At 58.8% G+C, this 25288-nt stretch carries 27 protein-coding genes and 1 riboswitch; of the genes, 6 read left to right on the top strand and 21 right to left on the bottom strand.

Translation table 11 applies throughout. The features are described 5' to 3' along the window. Positions 1–14 precede the first annotated feature (14 nt). Both rmuC and V6P94_RS09280 read right to left on the bottom strand, forming a co-directional pair. Positions 15–1379, bottom strand: coding sequence for a DNA recombination protein RmuC (gene rmuC, locus V6P94_RS09285; protein WP_326399115.1), 1365 nt, complete (start codon positions 1377–1379; stop codon positions 15–17). Positions 1380–1551: 172 nt separating this feature from the next. Further along, positions 1552–1875: a sel1 repeat family protein gene (locus V6P94_RS09280; RefSeq protein WP_133075728.1), complete on the bottom strand. Its 324-nt coding sequence runs from the start codon at positions 1873–1875 to the stop codon at positions 1552–1554. A 1000-nt stretch (positions 1876–2875) separates the two neighbouring features. On the opposite strand from V6P94_RS09280, the gene V6P94_RS09275 reads away from it, so the two are divergent. From V6P94_RS09275 to V6P94_RS09265, 3 genes are all read left to right on the top strand, one after another. Further along, entirely contained in the window at positions 2876–3100 is a 225-nt protein-coding gene (locus V6P94_RS09275) for a hypothetical protein (protein ID WP_019407963.1), read from the top strand. 265 nt (positions 3101–3365) lie between these two features. After that, positions 3366–3845, top strand: coding sequence for a hypothetical protein (locus tag V6P94_RS09270; RefSeq protein WP_133075729.1), 480 nt, complete (start codon positions 3366–3368; stop codon positions 3843–3845). 146 nt (positions 3846–3991) lie between these two features. Next, positions 3992–5293 carry an OmpP1/FadL family transporter gene (locus V6P94_RS09265; RefSeq protein WP_133075730.1) on the top strand — a complete coding sequence of 434 codons (1302 nt, stop codon included), beginning with the start codon at positions 3992–3994 and terminating at the stop codon, positions 5291–5293. Positions 5294–5379: 86 nt separating this feature from the next. Here V6P94_RS09265 and V6P94_RS09260 read toward each other — a convergent pair whose 3' ends face one another. From V6P94_RS09260 to cobO, 14 genes are all read right to left on the bottom strand, one after another. Beyond that, complete coding sequence (locus V6P94_RS09260; protein WP_326398332.1) at positions 5380–5931, bottom strand: glutathione peroxidase; 552 nt, start codon at positions 5929–5931, stop codon at positions 5380–5382. Positions 5932–5985: 54 nt separating this feature from the next. After that, entirely contained in the window at positions 5986–6108 is a 123-nt protein-coding gene (locus V6P94_RS09255; protein WP_257622754.1) for a hypothetical protein, read from the bottom strand. Continuing rightward, positions 6105–7313 carry an MFS transporter gene (locus tag V6P94_RS09250; protein ID WP_133075732.1) on the bottom strand — a complete coding sequence of 403 codons (1209 nt, stop codon included), beginning with the start codon at positions 7311–7313 and terminating at the stop codon, positions 6105–6107. Before V6P94_RS09250 ends, V6P94_RS09255 begins: the two co-directional genes overlap by 4 nt. A 52-nt stretch (positions 7314–7365) precedes the next feature. Continuing rightward, complete coding sequence (locus V6P94_RS09245; RefSeq protein WP_326398333.1) at positions 7366–7779, bottom strand: MarR family winged helix-turn-helix transcriptional regulator; 414 nt, start codon at positions 7777–7779, stop codon at positions 7366–7368. Positions 7780–7857: 78 nt separating this feature from the next. Further along, on the bottom strand, positions 7858–8595 hold the full coding sequence (locus V6P94_RS09240) for an adenosylcobinamide-GDP ribazoletransferase (RefSeq protein ID WP_133075734.1): 738 nt from the start codon (positions 8593–8595) through the stop codon (positions 7858–7860). Then, the gene (gene cobC, locus V6P94_RS09235; RefSeq protein ID WP_326398334.1) at positions 8595–9173 is read right to left on the bottom strand and encodes an alpha-ribazole phosphatase family protein; all 579 of its coding nucleotides are present in this window, start codon (positions 9171–9173) and stop codon (positions 8595–8597) included. Before cobC ends, V6P94_RS09240 begins: the two co-directional genes overlap by 1 nt. Continuing rightward, positions 9170–10225, bottom strand: coding sequence for a nicotinate-nucleotide--dimethylbenzimidazole phosphoribosyltransferase (cobT, locus tag V6P94_RS09230; RefSeq protein ID WP_326398335.1), 1056 nt, complete (start codon positions 10223–10225; stop codon positions 9170–9172). The genes cobC and cobT overlap by 4 nt, the downstream gene beginning before the upstream one ends. Then, positions 10222–10743 (bottom strand): bifunctional adenosylcobinamide kinase/adenosylcobinamide-phosphate guanylyltransferase, encoded by a 522-nt coding sequence (cobU, locus tag V6P94_RS09225; RefSeq protein ID WP_326398336.1) that lies wholly within the window; start codon positions 10741–10743, stop codon positions 10222–10224. Before cobU ends, cobT begins: the two co-directional genes overlap by 4 nt. Before the next feature lie 37 nt (positions 10744–10780). After that, positions 10781–12232 (bottom strand): cobyric acid synthase, encoded by a 1452-nt coding sequence (locus tag V6P94_RS09220; protein WP_219260717.1) that lies wholly within the window; start codon positions 12230–12232, stop codon positions 10781–10783. Further along, positions 12229–13221, bottom strand: coding sequence for a threonine-phosphate decarboxylase CobD (gene cobD, locus V6P94_RS09215; protein ID WP_133075739.1), 993 nt, complete (start codon positions 13219–13221; stop codon positions 12229–12231). The genes V6P94_RS09220 and cobD overlap by 4 nt, the downstream gene beginning before the upstream one ends. After that, on the bottom strand, positions 13214–14122 hold the full coding sequence (gene cbiB, locus V6P94_RS09210; protein ID WP_219260721.1) for an adenosylcobinamide-phosphate synthase CbiB: 909 nt from the start codon (positions 14120–14122) through the stop codon (positions 13214–13216). The genes cobD and cbiB overlap by 8 nt, the downstream gene beginning before the upstream one ends. Further along, on the bottom strand, positions 14119–14769 hold the full coding sequence (gene bluB, locus V6P94_RS09205) for a 5,6-dimethylbenzimidazole synthase (RefSeq protein WP_133075741.1): 651 nt from the start codon (positions 14767–14769) through the stop codon (positions 14119–14121). The genes cbiB and bluB overlap by 4 nt, the downstream gene beginning before the upstream one ends. Further along, positions 14766–16079 (bottom strand): cobyrinate a,c-diamide synthase, encoded by a 1314-nt coding sequence (locus V6P94_RS09200; protein WP_326398337.1) that lies wholly within the window; start codon positions 16077–16079, stop codon positions 14766–14768. The genes bluB and V6P94_RS09200 overlap by 4 nt, the downstream gene beginning before the upstream one ends. Before the next feature lie 10 nt (positions 16080–16089). Beyond that, positions 16090–16701 (bottom strand): cob(I)yrinic acid a,c-diamide adenosyltransferase, encoded by a 612-nt coding sequence (gene cobO / locus V6P94_RS09195; protein ID WP_016779866.1) that lies wholly within the window; start codon positions 16699–16701, stop codon positions 16090–16092. Between the two features lie 81 nt (positions 16702–16782). Further along, positions 16783–17026: riboswitch (cobalamin riboswitch) on the bottom strand. Positions 17027–17153: 127 nt separating this feature from the next. On the opposite strand from cobO, the gene V6P94_RS09190 reads away from it, so the two are divergent. After that, a complete protein-coding gene (locus tag V6P94_RS09190) occupies positions 17154–18473 on the top strand; it encodes a sorbosone dehydrogenase family protein (protein WP_133075743.1) in 1320 nt (439 codons plus the stop codon). A 111-nt stretch (positions 18474–18584) separates the two neighbouring features. Here V6P94_RS09190 and V6P94_RS09185 read toward each other — a convergent pair whose 3' ends face one another. The 5 genes from V6P94_RS09185 to V6P94_RS09165 all read right to left on the bottom strand — a co-directional run bounded on the left by V6P94_RS09185 (position 18585) and on the right by V6P94_RS09165 (position 23195). After that, positions 18585–19124, bottom strand: coding sequence for a C40 family peptidase (locus V6P94_RS09185; RefSeq protein WP_133075744.1), 540 nt, complete (start codon positions 19122–19124; stop codon positions 18585–18587). Between the two features lie 145 nt (positions 19125–19269). Next, the gene (locus V6P94_RS09180) at positions 19270–19896 is read right to left on the bottom strand and encodes a C40 family peptidase (protein WP_133075745.1); all 627 of its coding nucleotides are present in this window, start codon (positions 19894–19896) and stop codon (positions 19270–19272) included. A 224-nt stretch (positions 19897–20120) separates the two neighbouring features. Then, entirely contained in the window at positions 20121–20825 is a 705-nt protein-coding gene (gene hda, locus V6P94_RS09175) for a DnaA regulatory inactivator Hda (RefSeq protein ID WP_019827725.1), read from the bottom strand. Between the two features lie 226 nt (positions 20826–21051). Then, positions 21052–22125 (bottom strand): AI-2E family transporter, encoded by a 1074-nt coding sequence (locus tag V6P94_RS09170; RefSeq protein ID WP_133075747.1) that lies wholly within the window; start codon positions 22123–22125, stop codon positions 21052–21054. 35 nt (positions 22126–22160) lie between these two features. Further along, entirely contained in the window at positions 22161–23195 is a 1035-nt protein-coding gene (locus V6P94_RS09165) for a DUF2066 domain-containing protein (protein WP_133075748.1), read from the bottom strand. Positions 23196–23577: 382 nt separating this feature from the next. Between V6P94_RS09165 and purM the strand changes: the two genes are divergently transcribed. Then, a complete protein-coding gene (purM, locus tag V6P94_RS09160) occupies positions 23578–24636 on the top strand; it encodes a phosphoribosylformylglycinamidine cyclo-ligase (RefSeq protein ID WP_019827729.1) in 1059 nt (352 codons plus the stop codon). Further along, positions 24636–25286, top strand: coding sequence for a phosphoribosylglycinamide formyltransferase (purN, locus tag V6P94_RS09155; RefSeq protein WP_133075749.1), 651 nt, complete (start codon positions 24636–24638; stop codon positions 25284–25286). Before purM ends, purN begins: the two co-directional genes overlap by 1 nt. Positions 25287–25288: the final 2 nt, after the last annotated feature.

Genomic DNA, 25288 nt, shown 5'->3' with positions numbered 1-25288 from the left:
AAAGGGCGCTTGCCTTACTCCGCCGGATGCGCCACGCCATCAGCGTCGGTCATGGCTCGCTCCAGCAAATCGGCAGGCAAGCTTTTACTGGCCCGAGCGCCCAGCAACCTGAGCTGCTCACTGCGGCTGACCAGATTGCCTCGCCCTTCAGTCAGCTTGTTTCGTGCTGAACTGTAGGCTTTGTCCAACTGCTGAAGGCGATTGCCTACCTCATCCAGATCCTGAATAAACAATACGAATTTGTCGTACAGCCAACCGGCGCGCTCGGCAATTTCACGGGCATTCTGGCCTTGACGCTCCTGCTTCCAGAGGCTGTCGATCACTCGCAAGGTGGCAAGCAGCGTGGTGGGGCTGACGATCACGATATGACGATCAAAAGCTTCCTGGAACAGGTTCGGCTCGGCTTGCAACGCCGCCGAAAATGCCGCCTCGATCGGTACGAACAACAAGACGAAATCCAGACTGTGGAGCCCTTCCAGACGCTTGTAGTCTTTGCCGGCCAGGCCCTTTACATGATTGCGCAGCGACAGCACGTGCTGCTTGAGTGCCGCCTGCCCAATCACGTCGTCATCTGCGGCTACATATTGTTGATACGCCGTCAGGCTAACCTTGGAATCGACTACAACCTGCTTGTCACCCGGCAACATGATCAGCACATCTGGTTGGAAACGCTCGCCGTCGGGGCCCTTGAGGCTCACCTGGGTCTGATATTCACGGCCTTTCTCAAGTCCTGCGTGCTCCAGCACCCGCTCCAGAATCAACTCACCCCAGTTGCCCTGGGTTTTCTGGCCTTTCAGGGCGCGAGTCAGGTTGGTCGCCTCATCACTCAATCGCAGATTCAGTTGCTGCAAGCGCTCCAGCTCTTTGCCGAGGGAGAAACGCTCTCGCGACTCCTGCTGATAACTCTCTTCAACGCGCTTTTCAAACGACTGGATGCGCTCTTTCAGCGGATCGAGCAGTTGTCCAAGGCGTTCATTACTCGTCTCCGCAAAACGCTGCTCGCGCTCATCGAAGATCTTGCCCGCCAGCTCGGCAAATTGAGCCCGCAGCTCATCGCGTGAACCCTGCAGGTCATTGAGTCGCTGCTGATGGCTGTCTTGCTGCTCGCGCAACTCGGCAGCCAGCGCAGACGCATGGGCATCCAGGCGACGCAGCTCGACTTCTTTTTGATTGCGCTCCAGGTTCCAGGCGTGAGCTGCATCGCGCCCGTTATCGCGCTCAACCTGCAACAACTCGACCTCTCGACGCAGCGCGGCCAGCTCTGCCTGCTTGGCTGCATTGGCATGCCCAAGATCACTGACCTCATCGCGACAAGCATCCAGTTGGGCACTCAGGCCTTCCTGGGCCAACTGAGCCGTACCCAAGCGCTCACCGATCAACGCAAGCTCAGCATGATGACCGCTGGCACGGCGTTGCAACTGCCAGACAAGCGCCAGCAATGGCACACCTGCTACTGCCAAGCCAAGCAACAGACTGCTCAGATCCAGGGCCATAACCCCTCCACGCGAGGTAAAAGATCAAGGGTACTCAACAGACGGCACCGAAGACAGTTCAGTCTTCGGTCTTGTTCAGTTCCTGCTGTGCCAGACGATCACCAGCACGGGCGGCCTGACGCAACAGTTCATGGCCGATACGCTGATCACGGGCGCTGCCGCATTCACGGCACATCAATTGCCCCAATCGGCTCTGGGCCAGCACGACACCCTGGCGCGCGGGCTGTTTGAGCAAATGTCCGGCAACGTGCTGGATGCTGGGGTTGGCACCCAGACGCGGGTTATCCAGCAACCAGATAGCCACCCGCAAAGAAAAGCGCTTGGGGGCATCATTGGAGGTATTTGAGCGAGTAACAGAGGAAGTAGCTGTGCGGAACTTCATACGACACTGTGGGCAGAACAGAAGGCGCGCCACTCTACTCCTTTTTTTCTTTGGGTAAAGTCGAAAAAAGTCTACACCCTTGATCTAGAGCAAGCGCTCGGGACAATCCACAGATCCTGTGGATAAGTCAGTGGACAACCCAAGTTTAACCCCCGCAAAGGCCCACCCTACGGGGCCTCGGGTCAAACTGTCGATTTTTTCACCAATTAAAAAAAACGATGTTTTTCATTGACTTAAATTTACCAGACAGGCTAGGAGGACGAACACACGGGTATCTGCGCTGATTTTGCCCGCAGCACTGCAAATGTGCACAAGTTCACATTCAGAGCAGGAATTCGGGCCTTTAAAGAGCACAACCTGTCGGCCAGCGCACCGCGACAGAGCGATGTTGTGCAGATATTTGGGCAACAATCCAAGCTTTACGCCCCCAGGAAAACTCCCAAAAATGTACTATTACCAAACAAAAACGCTACCTGATCACGCTGCGGCCAGATGATTTATGCCATCTTGAACCAGGGCTACAGAAAGTATTTTTTCTAGCACACTTGCGTTTAACATTTCAAGCCGTTAGTATCCGCAGCGTTAGTACCAAGCTGAAAGTCAATTCGGGCCGAACAAATCCTCCCAGCCACCTTGCGTAAAGCAAAGCAGCGCTGACAAAACGGGATCGACCCCCTAGATGGTTTCCAGGTAAAACTTGCGACGATACGGCCTTTGCACAAACGCACAGGGTATCGCGAAGTTCTTTTACTCTGACCGAACCAACCTGCAAATTGATCAGGATCTTCACCCGGAGCACGGAACCTTAGCTCCAGTTGTGATTGCCTGCCCTCCTAAGTACCTACCTGCCAGCCCAAGCGCCACATAATTAATGCGCTCCAACTGGCGGCTTTGTTCCAGTCAGGTTCTTCGTCCAGCCAAAGAATGGCTCGACGTCACTGGAACGTTTTAACGCAGCACGGATCTGAATCCGTGTCATTTGTAGGAACACCTAATAACTATGTCTACTCAAATCCATACTCAGGATGCCATTCGCACCCTAACCAACGCCTTTGCTCCAATGAACTGCCTGATTATGGCCGCTCGCAAAGGATGCTTCAGCTTCACCCTGGTCAACGAACACGGCATCGCGCGTCACAGCGAGCGCCTGTACCCTGACCAATACTCCAGCGCAGAACCCCTGCAAGCTGTGATCGAGCGTACTCGTCAGGCCCTTATCGCCTGAAAGCTTGAGCGTTACACAACAAGCCCTGCCTGATCCGCAGGGCTTTTTGTTGCCTTCTATTTAAGAAACATTCGGCATCGCTTAAGTCCTTGCGGATATATAGCCAACGGCCCGAAGCTTTAAATGTTTTAAAAACAGGCCGTTACAGCAAAGATATGACACTACACTTCAACTTGAGCGGTACGTTCCGCTTCCAGCGAACCCTTTCGATTCACAGCTGCCAAGCCATGGGGTATCGCTGGTCATTTCGGGCCTCGAGGACTTTATGGGTATCGCCGCCAGGGAGTTGAGCCGTTACGTGATTCGACCAACGCTTCTGTATCTGGGGCAGGACAACCCGGATGCAGAAGCTTTGTTGCTGGGTATTGCAGCCAGCCAGTCAAATTTAGGCTCGGCCCTGCATGATCGTCATGGTCACGGGCTCTACTGCATACGCGAACCTCGCCATACCGCCCTGTGGGATCAGTACCTGGCCCACGACCCGGACCTGGCGAGCCTGGTACGTGGACTGGCCAGTCAGCATGCATTCCTGTGCAGCCCTCACCTGGAGCTCACGGTTAATTTGCGGTACGCCACAGCCATTGCCTGGCTGCTGATCGAACAGCAAAAAATAGCCATCCCCTCAGCAGATGACCTGCTGGGCATGGCAAGAATTTGGCGCCAAGCCTTTGAGCCACATGGACGTTTGCGAGATTTCGCCCATGCTTGGCGCACCTGCGTTACACCTCTCAACCAAGTGGCTTGAGATTTCCATCACTTGCAATAATCTGCAAAAAGCCTGAAACCGGTCGGATTGTCCTACAAAACATCGCTATCTTCTGCGATTTAGCCTATAGCGCTTCCACAAAAATGTTGGTAGTTTTCGTCCGGTGATCATAAGGAGTTCTAATAATGAAAAAAGTAATGCTCAAGACCACACTTGGCCTCGCTGTCACTTTGGCTTCCAGCCAGATTTTCGCTAGTGGCTTCGCACTTAACGAACAAAGCGTAAGCGGTATGGGGACCGGTTTCGCAGGTCGTTCATCTTCTGCCGACGATGCAAGTACCGTTTTTGGTAACCCTGCCGGTATGTCCCGCCTGAGCGGCCAGCAAGTGACTGGCGGTATCGCCGTGATCGACGCTTCGACCGACATCAAGGATGCCCGAGGCAGTATCTCCGGCACCAATAAAGGCGACATGGTTCCGTTCACTGCGGTGCCTATGGGCTTTTACACTAACAAGCTCAACGACGAGTGGGCTGTAGGCTTCGGTGTTTATGCACCTTTCGGTCTCGTAACAGACTATGAAAGCAGCTTCCAGGGCCGCGGCTTTGGCAGCAAAAGCGAAGTTAAGGTTGTTACCCTGCAACCAACCGTGAGCTATGCCTTCAATGATCGCGTGTCGATTGGTTTCGGTCCGACCATCAACCGCATCGCCGGTACGCTTGAGTCCGAAGTCAGACTGACCCCCAACCCACTGGCCGGGGCAGGCGACAGCAATGTAAAAATCAAGGGTGACGATACCGCGCTAGGTTTCAACGCCGGCATCCTGGTACAAGCCACTGATACCACGCGCGTTGGTTTGACTTATCATTCCAAGGTCAAATACAAACTCGAAGGCCACACTAACGTCACAGCCAGCAGCGACCCGTTCACTGCCGCCCGCCTGAAAAGCAACCGCTATGACGCCACACTGAAAATCGACACCCCTGAATCCTGGGATCTGTCGGTTACTCAAGAGATCAATGATGCGTGGAAGGTCTATGCAGGTAGTACATGGACTCGCTGGAGCCGCCTGAAAGACATCACCGTCCAGAACGAGGGCGTTACTGCTGCAGCCGGTGGTGGTGCAGCCCCAGCTCTTTTCTCCACGATTAAAGAAGAGCAAAACTGGCACGATACTTGGGCATACGCCATCGGTACCTCGTACCAGCTGAACAAGCAGTGGGTACTGCGTACTGGCCTGACCTGGGATCAGTCGCCTACCAACAATGAAAATCGCTCGCCTCGTATCCCTACCGGCGACCGTACGATTTTCAGCCTGGGCGCCGGCTATGCCGTCAATGACAACCTGAGCATTGACGTGGCTTACTCCTACCTCAAGGAAGAGTCGGTCAAGGTGGATGATGCCAAACCTCAGATCGGTAGCTACTACAGCTCCAAATATGAAAACAGCGCAAACGGCTTTGCAGTAGGCGCAACCTACAAGTTCTGATTCACTGCGAGGCCAACCGCCTCGCCCGCTGAATCAAAAAAATCCCCGCTCTCGTTACCGAGGCGGGGATTTTTAATGGGTGCGTTTCAGGGCTTTGAAGCAATCGCCTTATCGATCGCCTCTATCAATTCAGGGCTATCGGGCTTGGTCAGGCTGGAGAAGCTGGCAATCACATTGCCCTGACGATCAACCACGTATTTATAGAAGTTCCATTTTGGCGCGCTGCTCTGTTCTGCCAGCACCTTGAACAAGTGCGTCGCATCAGACCCACGCACATGCTGCGGATCGATCATGGTGAAAGTCACACCGTAATTGACGTAACACACCTTGGCCGTCTCTTCGCCATCTTTGGATTCCTGCTTGAAGTCATCCGACGGCACACCAATCAACTCCAGCCCCTGGCCCTTGTAGCGCTGGTTCAGCGCCTCAAGCCCCTTGAACTGTGGCGCAAAGCCGCAAAAGCTCGCCGTATTGACGATCAACAGTGGTTTACCGGCAAAGCGCTGGCACAGATCAATCGATTCCTTGGCCCGCAATTTAGGCAGCGTGCCTTCCAGCAAGGGTGGACAGTCCGCCGCCCAAACCGTACCGGCGCAGGCTAACAGCAGTACAGGCATCGCAATCCAGCGCTTAAGCATCATCGGTGTCCTTGAAAAAGAGGCAGGCTCAGAACTTACTCACCCGAGACCACACTAGCAAGCGCCCATGCCCAACTGCATTAACGCCAATCCGCCTTGATGCCAGCCCCACCAGATCAGGGCCAGCAACAACACTCCAGTACTGGCTGCGCCGAGCCATATCCAGGTCGAATTCACCCCATACTCCCCTGCGCCTGCAAACGGGCCACCGGGCGCTCGCGCACCGGCCAGTTCAACGCCGCCGCCAACAGACTTAACAAGATCGAGACCTGCCAGATCAGATCGTAACTACCTGTCTGATCATAGACCACACCTCCCATCCAGCCGCCCAGGAATGCTCCGAGCTGATGGAACAGAAATACGATCCCGCCCAGCATCGACAAGTTACGCACACCAAACATGGTTGCCACCGTGCCATTGGTCAGCGGCACGGTCGACAGCCACAAAAAGCCCATGACCATGCCAAACAGATACGCACTGAACTGCGTCACTGGCGCCCACAGGAACAACCCGATCACTACCGCCCGGGCCAGGTACAAAGCCGTCAACAAACGGGGCTTGGACATGCGCCCGCCGAGCCAACCGGCGGTGTAGGTACCAAAAATATTGAACAGGCCAATCAGCGCCAGCACCGTCGTACCCACTGTCGCGGGGAGATGCTGATCCACCAGATATGCCGGCAAGTGGATACCAATGAAGACCACCTGAAAGCCGCAGACAAAAAACCCGAACGCCAATAGCCAGAAGCCCGAGTGCGAACACGCCTCACGCAATGCGTCCTTGAGAGTTTGCTCCCCACCCAGATTGGGTAGCGGCCGATCCTTGAGCATGCTGACCAACGGCACAATCAGCGCCACCAGCACACCCAAGACCAACAGCGCGGTCGACCAGCCGAGCCAGCCAATCAGCCCCAAAGTGCCTGGCAACATCGCGAACTGACCAAAAGACCCCGCCGCACTGGCAATCCCCATGCCCATGCTGCGTTTTTCTGCGGGCAAGGCGCGCCCGACGACACCCAGGATTACCGAGAACGAAGTACCGGACAGACCGATCCCGATCAGCAGCCCCGCGCTCAACGACAGTGACAGCGGCGAATCCGACAGCCCCATCAGCAGTAGCCCCACCGCATACAACACACCCCCGACGATCACCACCCTGGCCGCGCCAAAGCGGTCTGCCAGTGCCCCGGTAAAAGGCTGAGCCAGGCCCCAGATCAGGTTCTGCAAGGCAATGGCAAAGGCAAACACCTCACGCCCCCAGCCAAATTGCGCGCTCATGGGAGGCAGAAACAGCCCGAACCCATGCCTTACGCCCAAAGACAGGGCCAGGATAAGCGCACTGCCAAGAAGGACCCATCCACTGTTGCGCCACACCGATGTCATTGTTGTTCTCCGGGAGCGGGTATATACCCTTTTATAATCGAGCGACTGAACTCTAGCCAGTGCCTGCCAACTCATCCAATAGCTGTAACAGTTGTGCGCGCTTGGCTTCACCCAAACGATCCATCAAGCGCTGCTGAGCGTCCTCCCAGGCAGGCAAGGCAGCCTTCAGGCACTCGTCCCCTGCCGGAGTCAGGCAAACCAGACGATTACGCTGATCAGCCCCCTCCATCAGTTTCAACAGACCAGCGCCCTCAAGCACCCGCACGTTACGCCCCAACGTACTGCGATCCAGCCCCATGGCTTCTGCCAGGCTGGAAATGCTGGGTTGATCGAGCCGCTTGAGATTACACAGCAAAGAATACTGGGCGACGTTGATCCCGAAGCCGTCGAGAGCGCCGTCGTAATGCCTGCTCACGCCACGCGCAGCACGTCGCAGATTGGTGCATAAACACTGAGTTGGTAACATTTTGTATGTATATACCCGCAATAAAACAGAATCAAGATTTATCTCGGAGCGATCAACCTTGGTGAAACTGGCAACTGGTCAAGCAACGATCAACGCCAGCCCCACCAGCACCAGCACTTCCAGCAACTCCAGCAGCGCACCGGCGGTATCGCCCGTGGTGCCCCCCAGACGGCGCATCACCACCCGGCGCAGCCATACAAACCCCGCTGTTGCCAGCACCAGGGCCCATAACCCGGCATACCCGGCCAACACCACACACCCCAGGGCACTGAGCCCCAACACCCACCATCCCGCCCTGCGTGGCAAATGATCGGCCAGCGCCTGACCCAATCCACCGGCCCGCACGTACGGGGTCGTCAGGAATACGGCCAGCAAAGCGCTGCGCCCGATCAACGGCGCGACCAGAAGCACCGCGCTGTTTTGCTGCTCAATCAGTGCGAGCAGCGCGCAGAACTTGAGCAACAGCACCAATACCAGCGTCACCACCGCGATCGGTCCGCTGCGGGGGTCTTTCATGATGGTCAGGGTGCGTTCGCGGTCGCCAAAGCCCCCCAGCCAGGCATCTGCACTGTCAGCCAGGCCGTCCAGATGCAGCCCGCCACTGAGCAACACCCATACCGTCAGCAGCAACGCCGCGTGCAACATCAGCGGTGCACCGGCCAGCAGCGCACTCAGGCCCCACAACAGCCCGCCAAACAGCAACCCCACCAGCGGATAAAACAGCAGGGAACGCCCCAGTTCCTGAGGCTGCGGCATACCCGGCAAGCGAATCGGCAAGCTGCTTAAAAACTGCAATGCAATCCAGAAAGGCAGCATCACCTGTTGCCCTCGGTGAGCTGCCCATCGGCGTCGACCTGCAGCCCGAACAGTGCGCCGTGGATCACCGGCACTTGCAGCAACTGCTCGCGAGGCAAGCCACGGGCCTGAGCCAGCAGCAATTTCATCACCCCGCCATGGCATACCACCAGCACCCGCTGCCCTGCGAAGTCCTGCTGCAAACGGCTGACGGCTGACAGCACCCGCGCCGAGAACTCAAGCACTGGCTCACCGTCGGGTGGGGTAAAGGCGTAGGGGTCGGCCCAGAACAAGCCCAAGGCCTGCTCATCAACCTCCATCAGCGCTGCCGCGCTCTGCCCTTCCCACGCACCAAAATGAAGTTCCTGCAGATCCTTGTCCAAAGACACCGGAAGATCGAGCTGCTCACTCAGTTCTCGGGCAAACAATGCGCAACGTTGCAACGGTGAGCTGACGATGCGATCCCACGGCCCCTGGCCTTTCACGGCATCACGCATTTGCGCCCAGCCCAGCGCCGTCAAGGCATCGTCGATGCTGCCGCGCAAACCGCCACCCAGCTCAGTCTCGCCGTGACGCAGCAAATCGAGCTGCACGGTCATGCCGGACGATCTGCCACGGCGGCTTCGGCAAAGGTCGCCATCTGCCCGTGCAGATCACACGCCAGACGCATCAACGGCACCGCCAACGCCGCACCGCTGCCCTCCCCCAGACGCAGGCCCAGGTCCAGCAACGGCTCGGCCTCTAGGCTTTCCAACACATGGCGATGACCCTGCTCAGCCCCGCGATGACTGAAGATCAGCCACTCGCGGCAGTCAGGATTCATGCGCACCGCGACCATGGCCGCCACGGTGCAGATAAAGCCATCCACCACCGCCACCACACCTTCCTGTGCGCAGGCCACATAGGCGCCGACCAAGGCGGCAATTTCAAAGCCACCCAGGCGAAACAGTGTCTGCAACGGATCGTCGAGGTGACCGGCATGCAACGCCAGTGCACGGTCAATCACCCGCGCCTTGTGGCTGACACCGGCTGCATCCAGACCAGTGCCTGGCCCGGTCAATTGCGAGGCAGGGCAATCCAGCAGCGCACTGGCCACGGCACTGGCAGACGCCGTGTTGCCAATGCCCATTTCACCGCCGATAAACACCTCGCTGCCCGCCGCCTGCGCCCGCAACACGCTGTCGCGCCCGGCCTGCAGGGCTTTCAGACCCTGAGCGTCGGACATCGCAGGGCCCGTCGCAAAATTGGCTGTACCCGCACCCAACTGCAAGTGCCGTACCCCCGCCAGATCCAGCATCGGCGTCACCGTGCCCAGGTCCACCACATCCAGCTGCGCGCCCAATTGGCGGGCCAACACGCTGATTGCCGCCCCCCCACTGACAAAGTTGTGCAGCATTTGCCCGGTGACCGCTTGCGGATAGGCCGACACACCTTCGGCGACCACACCGTGATCACCTGCAAAAATCCCGATCCACAACTGATCGACACGGGGTTTGAGCCGCCCTTGCAAACCGGCCAGTTGCACCGCCAGGTCCTCAAGCCGGCCCAGGGAGCCTGCGGGTTTGGTCAGTTGCTGCTGACGCTCGGCCGCGGCCGCTTGCATGTCACGGTCAACGGGCTTGCAGGGGTTCAGCCACCAAGGGGTGCTCATAGTGCAGTTCCTTTCAACGTCAGGGGCAGGCCCGCCACTGTCAGCACGACTCGCTGACAGCGCTCGGCCAGGGCTTGATGCAACCAACCGGCTTCATCGACATAGCGGCGAGTCAATTCGCCCAGCGGCACGACACCCATTCCGGTTTCGTTGCTGACAAACACAATTTCGCCCGGCAAATCAGCCAGGCATTCCAGCAGCGCATCGCGCTCGGTATTCAGGCGCTGCAGATCTTCAAGCATCAGCAGGTTGGTCAGCCACAGGGTCAGGCAGTCCACCAACAGACAAGTATCGGCGCGAGCGTTTTCACGCAGCACGCGGGCCAGTTCAATCGGCTCTTCGATAAGCGCCCAATGTTCTGGACGGCGTTCGCGATGATGGCGCACGCGCTCGTTCATCTCACTGTCCAGCGGCTGACTGGTGGCTATGTAGGTGACGGCACAGCCGGACTCGGCCGCCAGCTTTTCAGCCAGACGACTTTTACCCGAGCGGGCACCGCCCAGAATCAGTTGCAGCATGGTGTTAAACCTCTAGCGGCCATTGACGCCATGAATCTCAAATCCCGCACAACGCTCGCAGGCAGGCGGTATCCAGATGGTTTTCCACCAGATCCGCCAGCCGCTCGATATCCCGTTCGCGAAGAGCGTGGTAGTCCACTTCTTGCACATCCTGCAAACCGGCCCAACGCAGCAACGCGCTGCAAGCCGCAGGCGACTCGAACACACCATGCAGGTAGGTGCCGAGAATTTGCCCGTCCGCACTTTGCGCGCCATCACAGCGCCCGTCATCCAGGTGCACCACAGGCTGCTCCAGAGCCGCCCCCGTGGTCACGCCCGCGTGGATTTCGTAGCCGCTGACTGGCGCGTTTTCCAGGACCAGATGCCCGCGCACATTGCGCAGCTGTTTCTCGGCTGCAAGCTCGGTGCTAAACGCCAGCAAGCCCAATCCGGCACTGGAACCCGCTGCGCCTTCAAGGCCCAGCGGGTCGTGAACCTGCTCGCCGAGCATCTGCAAGCCGCCGCAAATCCCCAGCAGCTTTCCGCCGTAACGCAGATGTCGGCTGATGGCCCCTTCCCAGCCATTGGTACGCAAGTACGCCAGGTCGCTGCGCACGCTCTTGGAGCCCGGCAGGATGATCAAGTCTGCAGGAGGAATCGGTTGCCCCGGCCCCACAAATTGCAGGTCAACTTGCGGATGCAGGCGCAGCGGGTCGAAGTCGGTGTGATTACTGATACGCGGCAGTACCGGCACCACCACTTTGAGCACTTGCTCGACCTTGTCGGTCTGACGCTGATCGATGCCGTCCTCGGCCTCAAGATGCAGGTCCATCACATAGGGCAACACGCCGATCACCGGTTTGCCGGTACGCTGTTCCAGCCAGTCGAGGCCAGGCTGTAGCAAGGCGATATCACCGCGAAAGCGGTTGATGATGAAACCCTTGACCCGTGCCTGCTCGGTCTCGGACAGTAACTCCAGGGTACCGACCAGATGGGCAAACACCCCGCCGCGATTGATATCGGCAATCAACACCACCGGGCAGTCAACCGCTTCGGCAAAGCCCATGTTGGCAATATCACCGGCCCGCAGATTGATCTCGGCAGGCGAGCCCGCACCCTCGACCATCACCACCGGATACGCGGCACTCAAACGCTGATGGGAGGCCAGTACCGCTTGCATGGCAATGGCCTTGTAGTCGTGATACGCCACCGCATTCATGCTGGTGACGGCACGACCATGAATGATCACTTGGGCACCGGTGTCGCTATTGGGCTTGAGCAGCACCGGATTCATGTCCGTGTGCGGCGCCAATCCGGCGGCCTGGGCCTGCACCGCCTGAGCGCGGCCAATCTCGCCACCCTCGGCAGTCACCGCACTGTTGAGCGCCATGTTCTGTGGCTTGAACGGCACCACCGCTACACCCTGGCGGGTCAGCCAGCGACACAGGGCCGTCACCAGCGTGCTTTTGCCGGCATCGGAAGTGGTGCCCTGCACCATCAACGTACTCATGTGGTTTCCTTGGTGTACGCCGCCAGCGCCAGCTCGAGCCGCTGCCAGTCAGCCTCATCGGCGGGCAGGCCAAAACGCACGCTGCTGTTGTGGGCAAACAGGCGCAGCAAAATGCCGCGGTGCGCCATGAATTCGTAAAGGCGGTCGGCGTGGGGCGTGATCAACCACTGGAACAACGCGCAGCCGCCCTGGGGCGGCACATCATGCAGCCCCAGCAATCGCTCCAGCCGCCCGCTGGCCAGTTCACTGCGCTCGCGCTGGCGAGCATGGCCTTCGGTGTCCAGCAGGCAGGCCTGGCCGACAATGCGTGTCGGTCCGCTCACCGCCCAGGGCCCGACTTGCTCGGCCAGCAACTTGAGCAATTTTTGCTCGGCCAGCACAAAACCCAGCCGCACCCCGGCCAGACCAAAAAACTTGCCGAATGAACGCAACACGATCAACCCGGTACGCTGGGTGTGCCCGGCCAGGCCGAACGCGGGTGTGTTGTCCATGAAGGCTTCGTCCACCACCAGCCAGCCACCGCGTTGCACAAGCCGCGCATGCCATTCAAGCAGACGCTCTGGCGTGTGCCTCACCCCGGTAGGGTTGTTGGGGTTGACCACCACCAGCACATCCAGGGTGTCGAGGTAGAAATCGACTTCCTGCTCCATGATTTCACGCACGATGTGCCCGCTTTGCCTCCAGGCATGCGCATGCTCGGCGTAACACGGCGACAGCACACCGACCTTGCCACTGCGGCGCAGGCGCGGCAGCAACTGGATTGCGCACTGCGAGCCCGGGACCGGCAACACACTCAATGCGCCGTAATAGGCGCAGGCAGCTTGCTCAAGGCCATCGTCGGTTTCAGGCAAACGCGCCCAGACACGCTCGGGTATCTGCGGGATATCAAAAGGCCAGGGCGCAAGGCCAGTGGACAAATCCAGCCAGTCAGCCTCGTCAATGCCGTAGTGCAACGCCGCTTTGCGTAAACGCCCGCCGTGTTCAAGCATAGAATTCACTCCACGCACACAGAATCAATAGCCACAGCCATACGCCACGTTGCACCAGTTGCCAGCCACGACCAATCGAGTCCGCATCCGCTGGCACGCCTTCGCCCAATTGCGCACGCTCATGCAGTTCGCCGTGATAAATCGCCGGCCCACCCAGTTCCACACCCAGGGCCCCTGCGCCTGCGGCCATGACCGGGCCTGCGTTGGGACTGTCCCACTGAGGTGCCTGCTTGCGCCAGCATTTCAAGGCCAGTCGGGTTTTACCCAATACGGCGTAAGTCAACGCAACCAGCCTTGCCGGAATATAGTTAAGAACATCGTCGATACGGGCAGCAGCCCAGCCAAAGCGCTCAAAGCGTTCGTTGCGATAGCCCCACATCGCGTCCAGCGTATTGCTCAAACGATAGAGCACCACGCCCGGCGCTCCCGCCACGACAAACCAGAAAATAGTGGCAAAGACAGCATCACTGCCGTTTTCCAGCACAGATTCAGTGGCCGCACGGGCAACTTCAGTGGGGTCCAGCTCGCTGGTTTGGCGACTGACCAGATAGCCGACCCGGGTCCGTGCCTCTTCCAGATCGTTGGCACGCAATGCCTCGGCAACCGGCTGCACGTGCTCACCGAGACTGCGCATGCCCAGCGCACAATACAGCGCCAGAATTTCCACCAGCCAGCCGATATACGGCAGCCATGAAAGCGCCGTTGCAAGGATCGTCAGCGGCAACACTGCCAGCACCCAGGCCGTCACACCATGACTGCGCCAGCCACGTCCGCCGGAATTGAACCGCTGTTCGATACGCTCGGCCATTCGGCCAAACGCAACCAGCGGATGCCAGCGCTTGGGCTCGCCAAACAGCGCATCCAGCGCCACTCCGGCGACGCACAACAACGCCACACTCATGGACTCACTCCCCAATAATTCTCATACACCAGTTCACTCAGTGGGCGTGCTTGCGCCCACCCTTCCAGCACCAGCATGGGCGCGGGATAAAAAGCCTCGACCGGGCCCAGGCACAACACTGCCAGAGGTTTGGCTCCCGGGGGCAACCCCAGCAAGCTCGCCAGCGCCTCAGGCTCGAACAACGACACCCACCCCATGCCCAAGCCTTCTACACGTGCTGCCAGCCACAGGTTTTGAATGGCACACGACAACGACGCCATGTCCATTTCCGGCAGGGTACGTCGACCAAAAATATGCTTTTCACGGTCATCCATCAACGCCGCCACCAGCACCTCGGCACAGTCCTGGATGCCTTCAACCTTGAGCGTCATGAATTCATCGGAGCGCTGGCCCAGCGCCTCGGCGGTCCGTACCCGCTCGGCCTCGACCAGGCCCTGAATCCTGCCTCGCAGTTCCCGGTCAGTGATGCGGATAAACCGCCACGGCTGCATCAGCCCCACACTCGGGGCCTGATGCGCCGCCTCAAGCAAACGCGACAACAGTTCAGGTGCCACACTGCCACCGCTGAAGTGCCGCATATCGCGGCGCTCGGCGATGGCGCGGTACACCGCTGCGCGTTCTTCAGGACTAAAGGCGTTATCGGTCATGGCGCCGTCACAGCGCACGGCGCAAACAGCGCAGCAATCGCCTGAGGATTGGACGGAAAGTAGAAGTGCACGTAAGAGGCGGTCATCCGCCCTTCGCGATACACCGCTTCGGCACCGCGCCCGCCATTGGGGCTCAGGCCACGGGCAACAGGTTCAAGCTCAGTGCTGGTCAGCGAGTGATGGTAAGTGTGACCACGCAGCAACCCCTCGGGCATGTCCACCGATTGCAATGCCAACGCGGCCAGACGCTTTTGCATCTTCGCCTCCCCCGTCAGCAAACCCACCAGCTCGGCACGCTGACCGTCGACATCGGTCAAGGCGTCGAGCAGATAAAGCATGCCGCCACATTCGGCCAGCAACGGTTTACCGGCTGCGTGATGGGCGCGAATCGCCTCCAGCATCGGTGTATTGCGCGACAGCTCAAGGTGATGCAACTCGGGATAACCGCCCGGCAAATAAAGGCTGTCAGCTTCTGGCAGGCGGACATCGCGAATCGGCGAGAAAAACACCAGCTCGGCTCCCATCGCCCGCAGCAGATCCAGACTCGCACCATAGGTGAAGGCAAAGGCTTCATCCCGGGCCACGGCAATCCGAACCCCGGCCAACAATGGCTCGACCAGCACAGGCTCGGGCGCTGCAAATTCAACGGCGGGTGGCAGCGCTACCTCACAGGTGCTGGCCAGGGCATTGGCTGCCGCGTCGAGACGCGCATCCAGGTCGTTCAGCTCACTCGCCTGAACCAGCCCCAAGTGTCGACTCGGCAACTCGATCCCGGTCTCGCGAGACAACGCGCCGTACCAGCGCAGGCCTTCGGTCAGGCTGCCTTCGAGCAACTGTGCATGACGCACTGTGCCAACCCGGTTGGCCAGCACCCCGGCAAACGGGAGGTCCGGTTGATAGCGGGCCAGGCCCAGGGCCAGCGCACCAAACGTCTGGGCCATTGCGGTGCCATCAATCACACCCAGCACCGGTACCCCAAAATGGCGCGCCAGGTCGGCGCTGGAAGGTGTACCGTCGAACAGACCCATCACGCCTTCGATCAGGATCAGGTCCGCTTCACCAGCGGCTTCCCACAGCAGGCGGCGACTTTCATCCGCGCCCACCATCCACAAATCCACCTGATAAACCGGCGCACCGCTGGCGCGCTCCAGAATCATCGGGTCCAGAAAATCCGGTCCACATTTAAACACCCGCACCTTGCGCCCCTGATTGCGATGCAATCGGGCCAAGGCGGCGGTAACGGTGGTCTTGCCCTGACCGGAGGCCGGTGCGGCGATCAACACCGCGGGGCAATGACGCGACTCTCTCATGCTTGAACACTCACAATTCGATGCCTTTCTGGGCTTTGATCCCGGCTTGGAATGCGTGTTTGACCACACCCATTTCAGTCACGGTATCGGCCAGGTCTATCAGCTCAGGTTTGGCGCCACGCCCGGTGACCAGCACATGCTGCATTGGCGGACGGGCTTGCAGGTCGGCGAGCACCTGCTCAAGGTCGAGGTAGCCGTGTTTGAGCGCGATGTTCAGCTCATCCAGTACAACCAGCCCGATGGACGGGTCACGCAGCATCTCGCGGGATACTTCCCAGGCGGCTTCGGCGGCCGCGATATCGCGTTGGCGATCCTGGGTTTCCCAGGTAAAGCCTTCACCCATCACGTGATAACGCACCTGCTCGGGGAAGCGGCGGAAGAAGATCTCCTCGCCAGTGCTGTTGCGACCTTTGATGAACTGCACCACGCCGCACTGCATGCCGTGGCCCATGGCCCGTGCCAGCATGCCAAAAGCGGAACTGCTCTTGCCTTTGCCATTGCCGGTCAACACCAGCAGTAGCCCGCACTCATTGGGCGAGCTGGCAATGCGCTCATCCATGACGGCTTTTTTGCGCAGCATGCGCGCCTGATGACGTTCGTCGCGTTCGGGGGATTCGTTCATGGCAGCTCTCCGTTGGGGCTCAATGATGCAAACGGGAGGCGGGGGGGAATTCATAAAAAACACACTGCATCGCCCGCCGCGAGAGTGGTGGATGGATCAGGCCGGTCTCCGGGCTCACAAGCGGACGGCCCTGTACAGGGCGCCCTTGTCCACGCGCCTTCCCGTGAGCAATCACAGTGGCAGTTGGCGTGGCATTGACTCGTTTACCGTTGCGGGGGCAGCGCCGGGATCATGGCGGTTGTGCAGGACAAACACGCCCTCACCGGCTTCCCTGTTTCACTCGACCAACGTTACGTTGCCGAGCACCTGAAACAAGCCGCGAAGGTTAGAGGGTTGGGGGTGGAGCGTCAATTAAAGGTGGCACCAATAGGGCTATACAAAGCTACGACCTGAACCTTTGAAGGGCTAAGCTTCTCTATGACCTACGAGACCAAAACATAATGGAGTTCTTCATGCTCAAGCGCCAGCACGCTATTGTCATCGTACTTGCGGCAGGATTGGCTGCCTGCGGCGAGTCGTCGACCCTGCAAGTAAGTGATGGCACCGGCCCCTCGCCCAAATTACCCGAACCGAACAAAACCCTGATACCCACCGTCAATATCGCCCCGGCGGTCGGTTGGGCTGATGGCGCCACGCCCATTGCTGCCCAAGGCCTGGAGGTCGCCGCCTTCGCCGAAGGCCTGGATCATCCGCGCTGGCTCTATGTCTTGCCCAACGGCGATGTGCTGGTCGCAGAAACCAACGCACCGCCCAAACCGGATGACAGCAAGGGGATCAAAGGCTGGATCGCAGACAAGGTGATGGCCCGCGCCGGGGCCGCAGTGCCAAGCGCGAACCGGATCACCCTGTTGCGCGATGCAGACCACGATGGCGTGGCCGAAACCCGCACGGTCTTTCTCGACAATCTGAACTCGCCTTTTGGCATGACCCTGGTGGGCGACGAGTTGTATATCGCTGACGCCGACAAGCTTTTACGCGTCCCCTATCAGGCGGGCGAAAACAGCATCAAAGCCAATCCGGTCAAGGTGCTCGACTTACCGGGCGGCCCACTGAACCATCACTGGACCAAAAACGTCATCGCCAGCCCTGACGGCACCAAGCTGTATGTCACCGTCGGTTCCAACAGCAACGTGGGCGAGAACGGCATGGACAAGGAAGAAGGCCGCGCCGCGATCTGGGAAGTTGATCGCGCCACCGGCAACCACCGTATTTTCGCCTCGGGCCTGCGCAACCCCAATGGCATGGACTGGGAACCCAAAACCGGCAAGCTCTGGACAGCGGTAAACGAGCGCGACGAAATCGGCAGCGACCTGGTGCCCGACTACATCACTTCAGTTCAGGATGGCGGCTTCTATGGCTGGCCCTACAGCTATTACGGCCAGCACGTGGATGTACGGGTCAACCCGCAAAATCCGGAACTGGTCGCCAAAGCCATTGCACCGGACTATGCCGTCGGCCCGCACACTGCATCCCTGGGGCTGAGTTTTGCCGAAGGCAGCAAACTGCCCGACTTTACCCAAGGCGCGTTTATTGGCCAGCACGGTTCCTGGAACCGCAAGCCGCACAGTGGCTACAAAGTGATTTTTGTACCCTTTGCCGACGGAAAACCCGCCGGTATGCCGGTTGATGTACTGACCGGCTTTCTCAACGCTGACGAGAAAGCCATGGGCAGACCCGTGGGCGTGGTGATCGATAAACAGGGAGATTTACTGGTGGCCGATGATGTCGGCAACAAGGTTTGGCGGGTGTCGGCAAAGCCAACCAGCAAATGAAACAGTGGGAGCGGGCTTGCTCGCGATTGGATCACCGCGGCGTGGCAGTTACACCGCGTTGTATCCATCGCGAGCAAGCCCGCTCCCACCCAGCGTGATGCAGGTTCGGGTTTACGGCAGACGCGCCAGATGCTGCTCGGTCGGCAAAACGCGCTTGGCATTCAGATAGGCTTTTTGCCAATAGGCTTTATTGAGGCTGTCCAGCTTGACCGTTCCGCCAGTGGCCGGTGCATGCACAAAACGGCCTTCACCGACGTAGATCCCGGCATGGCTGACCTGGGAACCACCGTTGGTGGCGAAAAACAGCAAGTCACCGGTTTGCAGCTTGTCCTGGCCAACATTCTGCGCCTGCATCACGATCATTTCACGGGTCGTGCGCGGCAACGAAATGCCCGCCGCGTCGTTGTACACGTACTTGATCAGACCACTGCAATCAAAACCTGAATCCGGAGTATTGCCACCCCAGCGATAAGGCGTGCCGACCAGACCCAAGGCACGAAAAAGCACGTCGGCGGCAATCGGCGAGGTTTCTTCATAAGGGTTGGCAAACACGACTGGTTTTTTGACCACCGCAACAGGTGGCGGGTGGCTGGCGCAGGCACTGAGCAGTGCTGCTAAGGTCAAGAGGGCAACGCGGGCCATGGTCGACATAAACAGAATGTTCCTGATTCTGGATACGGCAACTCTGGCCGCGAAACCTGAAGCCGCGAGAGGGGACACCTTCGCGGCTTCAAGGATTTAACAATGCGACTGAATTCTAGCCCTTAGCAGCCAAACTTCAAGTAAGACATTAACTTTACTTGCGGGCTACTACGCTCGCAGGAGCCATCGCCAGGGCGCGCTTGGCCTCAATAAAGGTCTTGCTCCAGTAGCTGTCACCCAGGTTATCGATCCGAACACCACCGCTGCGGCGGCTGCTGGAGTGGATAAACTGGTCATCACCCAGGTAAATCCCGGCATGGCTTACACGGCCACGACCATTGGTGCTGAAGAACAGCAAATCACCGGGTTTGAGGTTGTTTCGTGCGACCAACGGTGCTTTTACGTTGATCATTTCGCGGGTTGAGCGCGGCAATTGCATGCCGGCTTCTTCCTTGAAGAGATAACCAATGAAGCCGCTGCAATCGAAGCCTGCCTCAGAGGTGCCGCCAAAACGGTAACGCGTACCGATCAGGGACATACCGCGCTCGAGGATGCTGTCAGCCAGGGCGGGCAACTGGTAAGGCTTGCTGTTGGCGGAAAATTCAGCCAGTTCTTTTTCGGTGGCCAGTTCTTCCTGATAAAGAGCGGAAGATTGCGATACCGAGGATGACTTTTGAACCTGATGATCGACAACTTGCTGCGACACTGGCGTGTGGGCAGCGCAGCCAAACAACAGGGTAACGAGTGCGAGAGGCACGAGGGGTGCGAAGCGCTTTAGCATGGGCACGACCGTGGCTTGTAAGAAAAGTAGCCGCGACTATGCCCTCTATGATCCTCATTTGCAAATTCAATCGATCAAAATGTGACTTGATGGTTTTGTCGTGACATCTAAGGCTTTACACCCCTGACAATAGATTTTGCGCACAAAGCTCTTGAGCCGCGCAGGGTTTCTGGCGCCTGAAAACTGCCGAAAACGGCTGCAGACCGCAGTTTTAAAGGGGTGAGCTACCAGCCCAGGGTTTCTTTCAAGAAAGGGATCGTCAACTTGCGTTGCGCTTGCAGGGAGGCCTGATCGAGCCGTTCGAGCAAATCAAACAACGCACTCATGCTGCGAGTGCCTCGCGTGAGAATAAAATGCCCGACTTCGTCGGTCAGGTGCAGGCCGCGACGCGATGCGCGCAATTGCAAGGCACGCAACTTGTCTTCATCAGATAAGGGACGCATCTGAAAAACCAGCGCCAGGGTCAGTCGGGACTTGAGGTCAGCCAGCTTGATGGGCAATTCACGGGGCGAGGTAGACGCTGCAATCAGCAGGCGACGCCCACTGTCACGCAGGCGATTGAACAGATGAAACAGTGCCTCTTCCCAGTCGGCACGTCCGGCCACCGCCTGGAGATCATCCAGACAAACCAGTTCGTACTGCTCAAGGTTATCGAGGATTTCAATGCCGCGATCCAGCAACTCGGCCAGAGGCAAGTACACCGCGGGCTCACCCATCTGCTCAAAACGCAGGCAGGCAGCCTGTAGCAGGTGTGTGCGGCCTACGCCCTGCTTGCCCCAGAGATAGATCAGGCTTTCAGTCCAGCCGGCGTCGGCTTCGCACAGTCGCTCGACATAGCCGAGTGCAGCGGCATTGGCGCCTGGATAGTAATTTATGAAGGTTGCGTCATCACGCAGACGCACACCTAGGGGCAGCTGAATCGGTTTCATGCTGACTGAACAGTTCAAGCGAACTGTTAGTGGCCTCTGTGTAAAGTTCTAAAAGTTTATACCCGTGTAACCGGGCACACAATGTAACAGACCACGAGCAAAATCAAAGGTTTGCGTTAAGGTCTTGGATTGTTTGATCTTTTCCTGACGATTAAGGTGCTGCTGACGCACATGAAAAAGGCGGGACCACCTGCCCGGTGAGCCCGCCCCTCACAGTGCCTGGACGTTACAGCTCCGGGTCTTCACTGCCTTTATAGGCATGGGAGTCCTTGTACATATCCTGCAAGTGACGCACCAGCACCATGATCACCGCCGCCACCGGCAGTGCCAGCAACACACCGGTAAAGCCAAACAGCTCGCCACCCGCAAGAATCGCGAAGATCACAGCCACCGGATGCATACCGATCTTGTCACCCACCAGCAAGGGTGTAAGGACCGTACCCTCGAGCGCCTGACCGACCATAAACACCGCCACGATCCCGAGCATCGGGTACAGATCCCCGCCAAACTGGAACAGCCCGGCGATCAACGCCGCACCAATGCCGACAATAAAGCCCATATACGGCACGATGGCCGCCACCCCCGCCATCAAGCCGATCAACAACCCCAACTCGAGGCCGACAAACATCAGGCCCGCCGAGTAGATCACCCCCAGCGCCAGCATCACCAGCAACTGGCCACGCACAAACGCGCCGAGCACGTCGTGACACTCCTTGGCCAGCGACACAATCTGATCGGCCCGGGCCCGCGGCAACAAGCCGCGAATCTTGGCCATCATGATGTTCCAGTCTCTCAGCAGGTAAAACGCCACTACGGGAATCAGCACCAGATTGGCCAGAAAGCCGATCAGGGCCAGGCTGGATGCCGTTGCCTGGGACAGGACGATACCGACAATGTCAGTGGCCTGCCCCATGTGCTCGGTGATTGCCGCCTTGATCTTGTCAAACTTCCAGAAGCTGTCACTCAAGCCGAGCTTGGCCTGCACCCACGGCATGGCCGTGTGCTGCAACCAGTCAAGCACCAGCGGTGCCAACTGATAAAGCTTCAACAGCTGTTTGGCCAGCAACGGCACCAACACCAGGAGCAGCGTCATCATAATGACAGTTAACAGCCCGAAGACCGCGACCGTACCCCAGGTTCTTGAAAGCCCGGCTCTTTCCAACCGATCAACCACAGGGTCGAACATATAGGCCAGGACGATTGCGACCAGAAAAGGCGTGAGTATCGGATGCAGAAAATACACAAACAGGGCGAACCCCAGCCCTACGCCCCACCACACCCACCGTCGCGAATCAGCCATGAGCCAGCCCATCCCTATATAAAGAAGACAACAACCTACCAGCGAAACCGAAGCTGAGCCGCCGGCGCTGAAGCAACACCGGGCGCCTGGCCTGCACTTGTCACTGCGGGTGCCTGTTCTGCCGGTACTTCCTGCAGTTGCGCCAACCCGAGTTGCGAGCGCAGCTGCTCGGCGCTGCCATTGACCTGATACACACTACGATCACCGTCAACGCTCTTTAGTTGCGCGCCGAAAGGTTCGAGCAAATGCCACAGTTGCGCATAGCGCGGTAGCGTCATGCCCTGCACTTCAAGCAACTGCTCCGTCGAGACACCGGGCTTGACCGTATAACGCGGCGCCAGACGCTGGCTCACCGCAAGCATCACGGCATCGGCCAGCGCCGCCTGATCCGGTGCCTGAGCACTGCCCTGCTCCTGCTGATCGCCAACCCACAACCGCCACTTGGCGCTCCACTGCCCATCCTCTTCACGGGCATGTACGGCCAGCAAGGCATCGGCGCCGTAACGCTCGGAAGCATCCTTCAAAGGAGCAGGATTGCTGCCCTCAAGGTTTTCAGCCGTACCTACCAACTGTTCGCCCAGGTCTGCCAGCGGCAAACGCAATGGCAACCCACGGTGCTGCGCGGCACGGCGCAGGGGCTCTGCCACGGATTGACCGTCCCCCACCAGGCTTGAACCATCCACCGAATCGTTCAGCCACCAGCCGAGCAAGGCAGGACGATTACTGCCCCACATCGACAAACCGGCCTGGCGCAACGCCCGGTCAGTGCTCACCGGATCGAAATCCACCTGCAGGCTTTCCGGGGGGCCAGCGTCATAACCGTACCGGCTGATGATCTGCTGGGGATCCTTGCGAATCGCCTCAAGCCCGGGGTTTTGAATCGCCTTGGCGTCCCCGGTCAAACGCAGCACCAGGGTTTCCAGTGCCTTTTGCGTGGCCTGGGTACGTTCATCGGGTGACTGGCTGGCCACCGGCTCACGCACTTGATAAAGGCCGGTCAGGATTTCGGCATGACTCGCCAGGCTAAAAAATGACAAACAGCCCACGGCTAAAAATTGGCTCAGACGCATGAAAGATTCCCGATCACAAAAAGCAGCCTAAAAGGACGCCATAAAAACACTCGAACAGACTTCTGACACGGCGACAGCCAAATCATTCACGTCTGTACCGCAATTTTCATTCGGTCATAAAAACTCAAAAGTAATTCGCTATACCTTATACAGGCCCGCGCACAGACCCAAGTACGACTAAAAAAGGTTTTTTTCGACAGATATAACCCTGCCTGTCGGCCCGAGGATGGCCGCTGCCCTTCAAGCCTGATAAAATCGCGCGCCTTCGCAGACCGGCAACAGCCGGGCACCCTGCAAATGCTCTGACGCACTCGATGAGCACTTGCAAGCCTGCCCCCTGAACTCGGTCGATACCCCCGAATCCCCCCTAAAGGCCTGGATTATGAGCAAGCAACCATCCCTGAGCTACAAAGACGCCGGTGTAGACATCGACGCCGGTGAAGCATTGGTCGAACGCATCAAGAGCGTGGCCAAGCGCACTGCACGCCCGGAAGTGATGGGCGGCCTCGGCGGTTTTGGCGCCCTCTGCGAAATCCCGGCTGGCTACAAGCAGCCTGTTCTGGTTTCCGGCACTGACGGCGTTGGCACCAAGCTGCGCCTGGCACTGAACCTGAACAAGCACGACAGCATCGGTATCGACCTGGTTGCCATGTGCGTCAACGACCTGATCGTATGCGGCGCCGAGCCTCTGTTCTTCCTCGACTACTACGCCACCGGCAAGCTCAACGTAGAAACCGCGACCCAAGTGGTTACCGGTATCGGCGCTGGCTGCGAACTGTCGGGCTGCTCGCTGGTAGGCGGCGAAACCGCTGAAATGCCTGGCATGTACGAAGGCGAAGACTACGACCTGGCCGGCTTCTGCGTGGGTGTTGTCGAAAAATCCGAAATCATCGACGGCTCCAAGGTTGCTGCCGGCGACGCCCTGCTCGCCCTGCCGTCCTCGGGCCCGCACTCCAACGGCTACTCGCTGATCCGCAAGATCATCGAAGTGTCCGGTGCCGACATCGAAAACATCCAGCTCGACGGCAAGCCGCTGACCGACCTGCTGATGGCGCCAACCCGCATCTACGTCAAGCCGTTGCTCAAGCTGATCAAGGAAACCGGCGTTGTCAAAGCCATGGCCCACATCACCGGTGGTGGCCTGCTCGACAACATCCCGCGCGTTCTGCCAAAAGGCGCCCAGGCAGTTGTTGACGTTGCCAGCTGGCAGCGCCCTGCTGTATTCGACTGGTTGCAAGAAAAAGGCAACGTGGACGAAAACGAAATGCACCGCGTGCTGAACTGCGGCGTTGGCATGGTGATCTGCGTGGCTCAGGCTGACGTTGAAACCGCGCTGAACGTACTGCGTGAAGCAGGCGAGCAACCGTGGGTCATCGGCCAGATCGCAACGGCCGCCGAAGGCGCTCCACAAGTTGAGCTGCAAAACCTCAAGGCGCACTAATGCCTGATACCTGTGATGTAGTGGTGCTGCTTTCCGGCACCGGCAGCAACTTGCAGGCCTTGATCGACAGCAATGACGTCAAGGACAGCCCGGCAAACATCCGCGCGGTTATCTCCAACCGCGCAGATGCCTACGGCTTGCAACGCGCCAAAGACGCGGGTATCGATACCCGCGTACTGGATCACAAAGCATTCGAGGGCCGCGAGGCCTTCGATGCTGCACTGATCAAGATCATCGACGAATTCAAACCGCAACTGGTGGTACTGGCCGGCTTCATGCGCATTCTCAGCGCCGATTTCGTGCGTCACTATCAGGGTCGCCTGCTTAACATCCACCCTTCGCTGCTGCCTAAATACAAAGGTTTGCACACGCATCAGCGCGCGCTGGAAGCAGGAGATCGCGAACACGGCTGTAGCGTTCACTTTGTGACCGAGGAACTCGACGGCGGCCCTCTGGTCGTACAGGCAGTGATACCGGTAGAGTCCGACGACTCTGCGCACGCTCTGGCGCAACGGGTCCACGTCCAGGAACACCGGATTTATCCGCTTGCAGTGCGCTGGTTTGCCGAAGGTCGCTTGTCTCTTGACGAGCAAGGCGCATTATTGGACGGTCAATTACTCGCGGCCAGCGGCCACTTGATACGAACCTAGGA

It is taken from the genome of Pseudomonas sp. ML2-2023-3 (assembly GCF_037055275.1).
Classification (GTDB): Bacteria; Pseudomonadota; Gammaproteobacteria; order Pseudomonadales; family Pseudomonadaceae; genus Aquipseudomonas.
The sequence above is the reverse complement of the archived record's forward strand: the minus strand, read 5'-3'. Positions and strand labels throughout refer to the sequence as shown.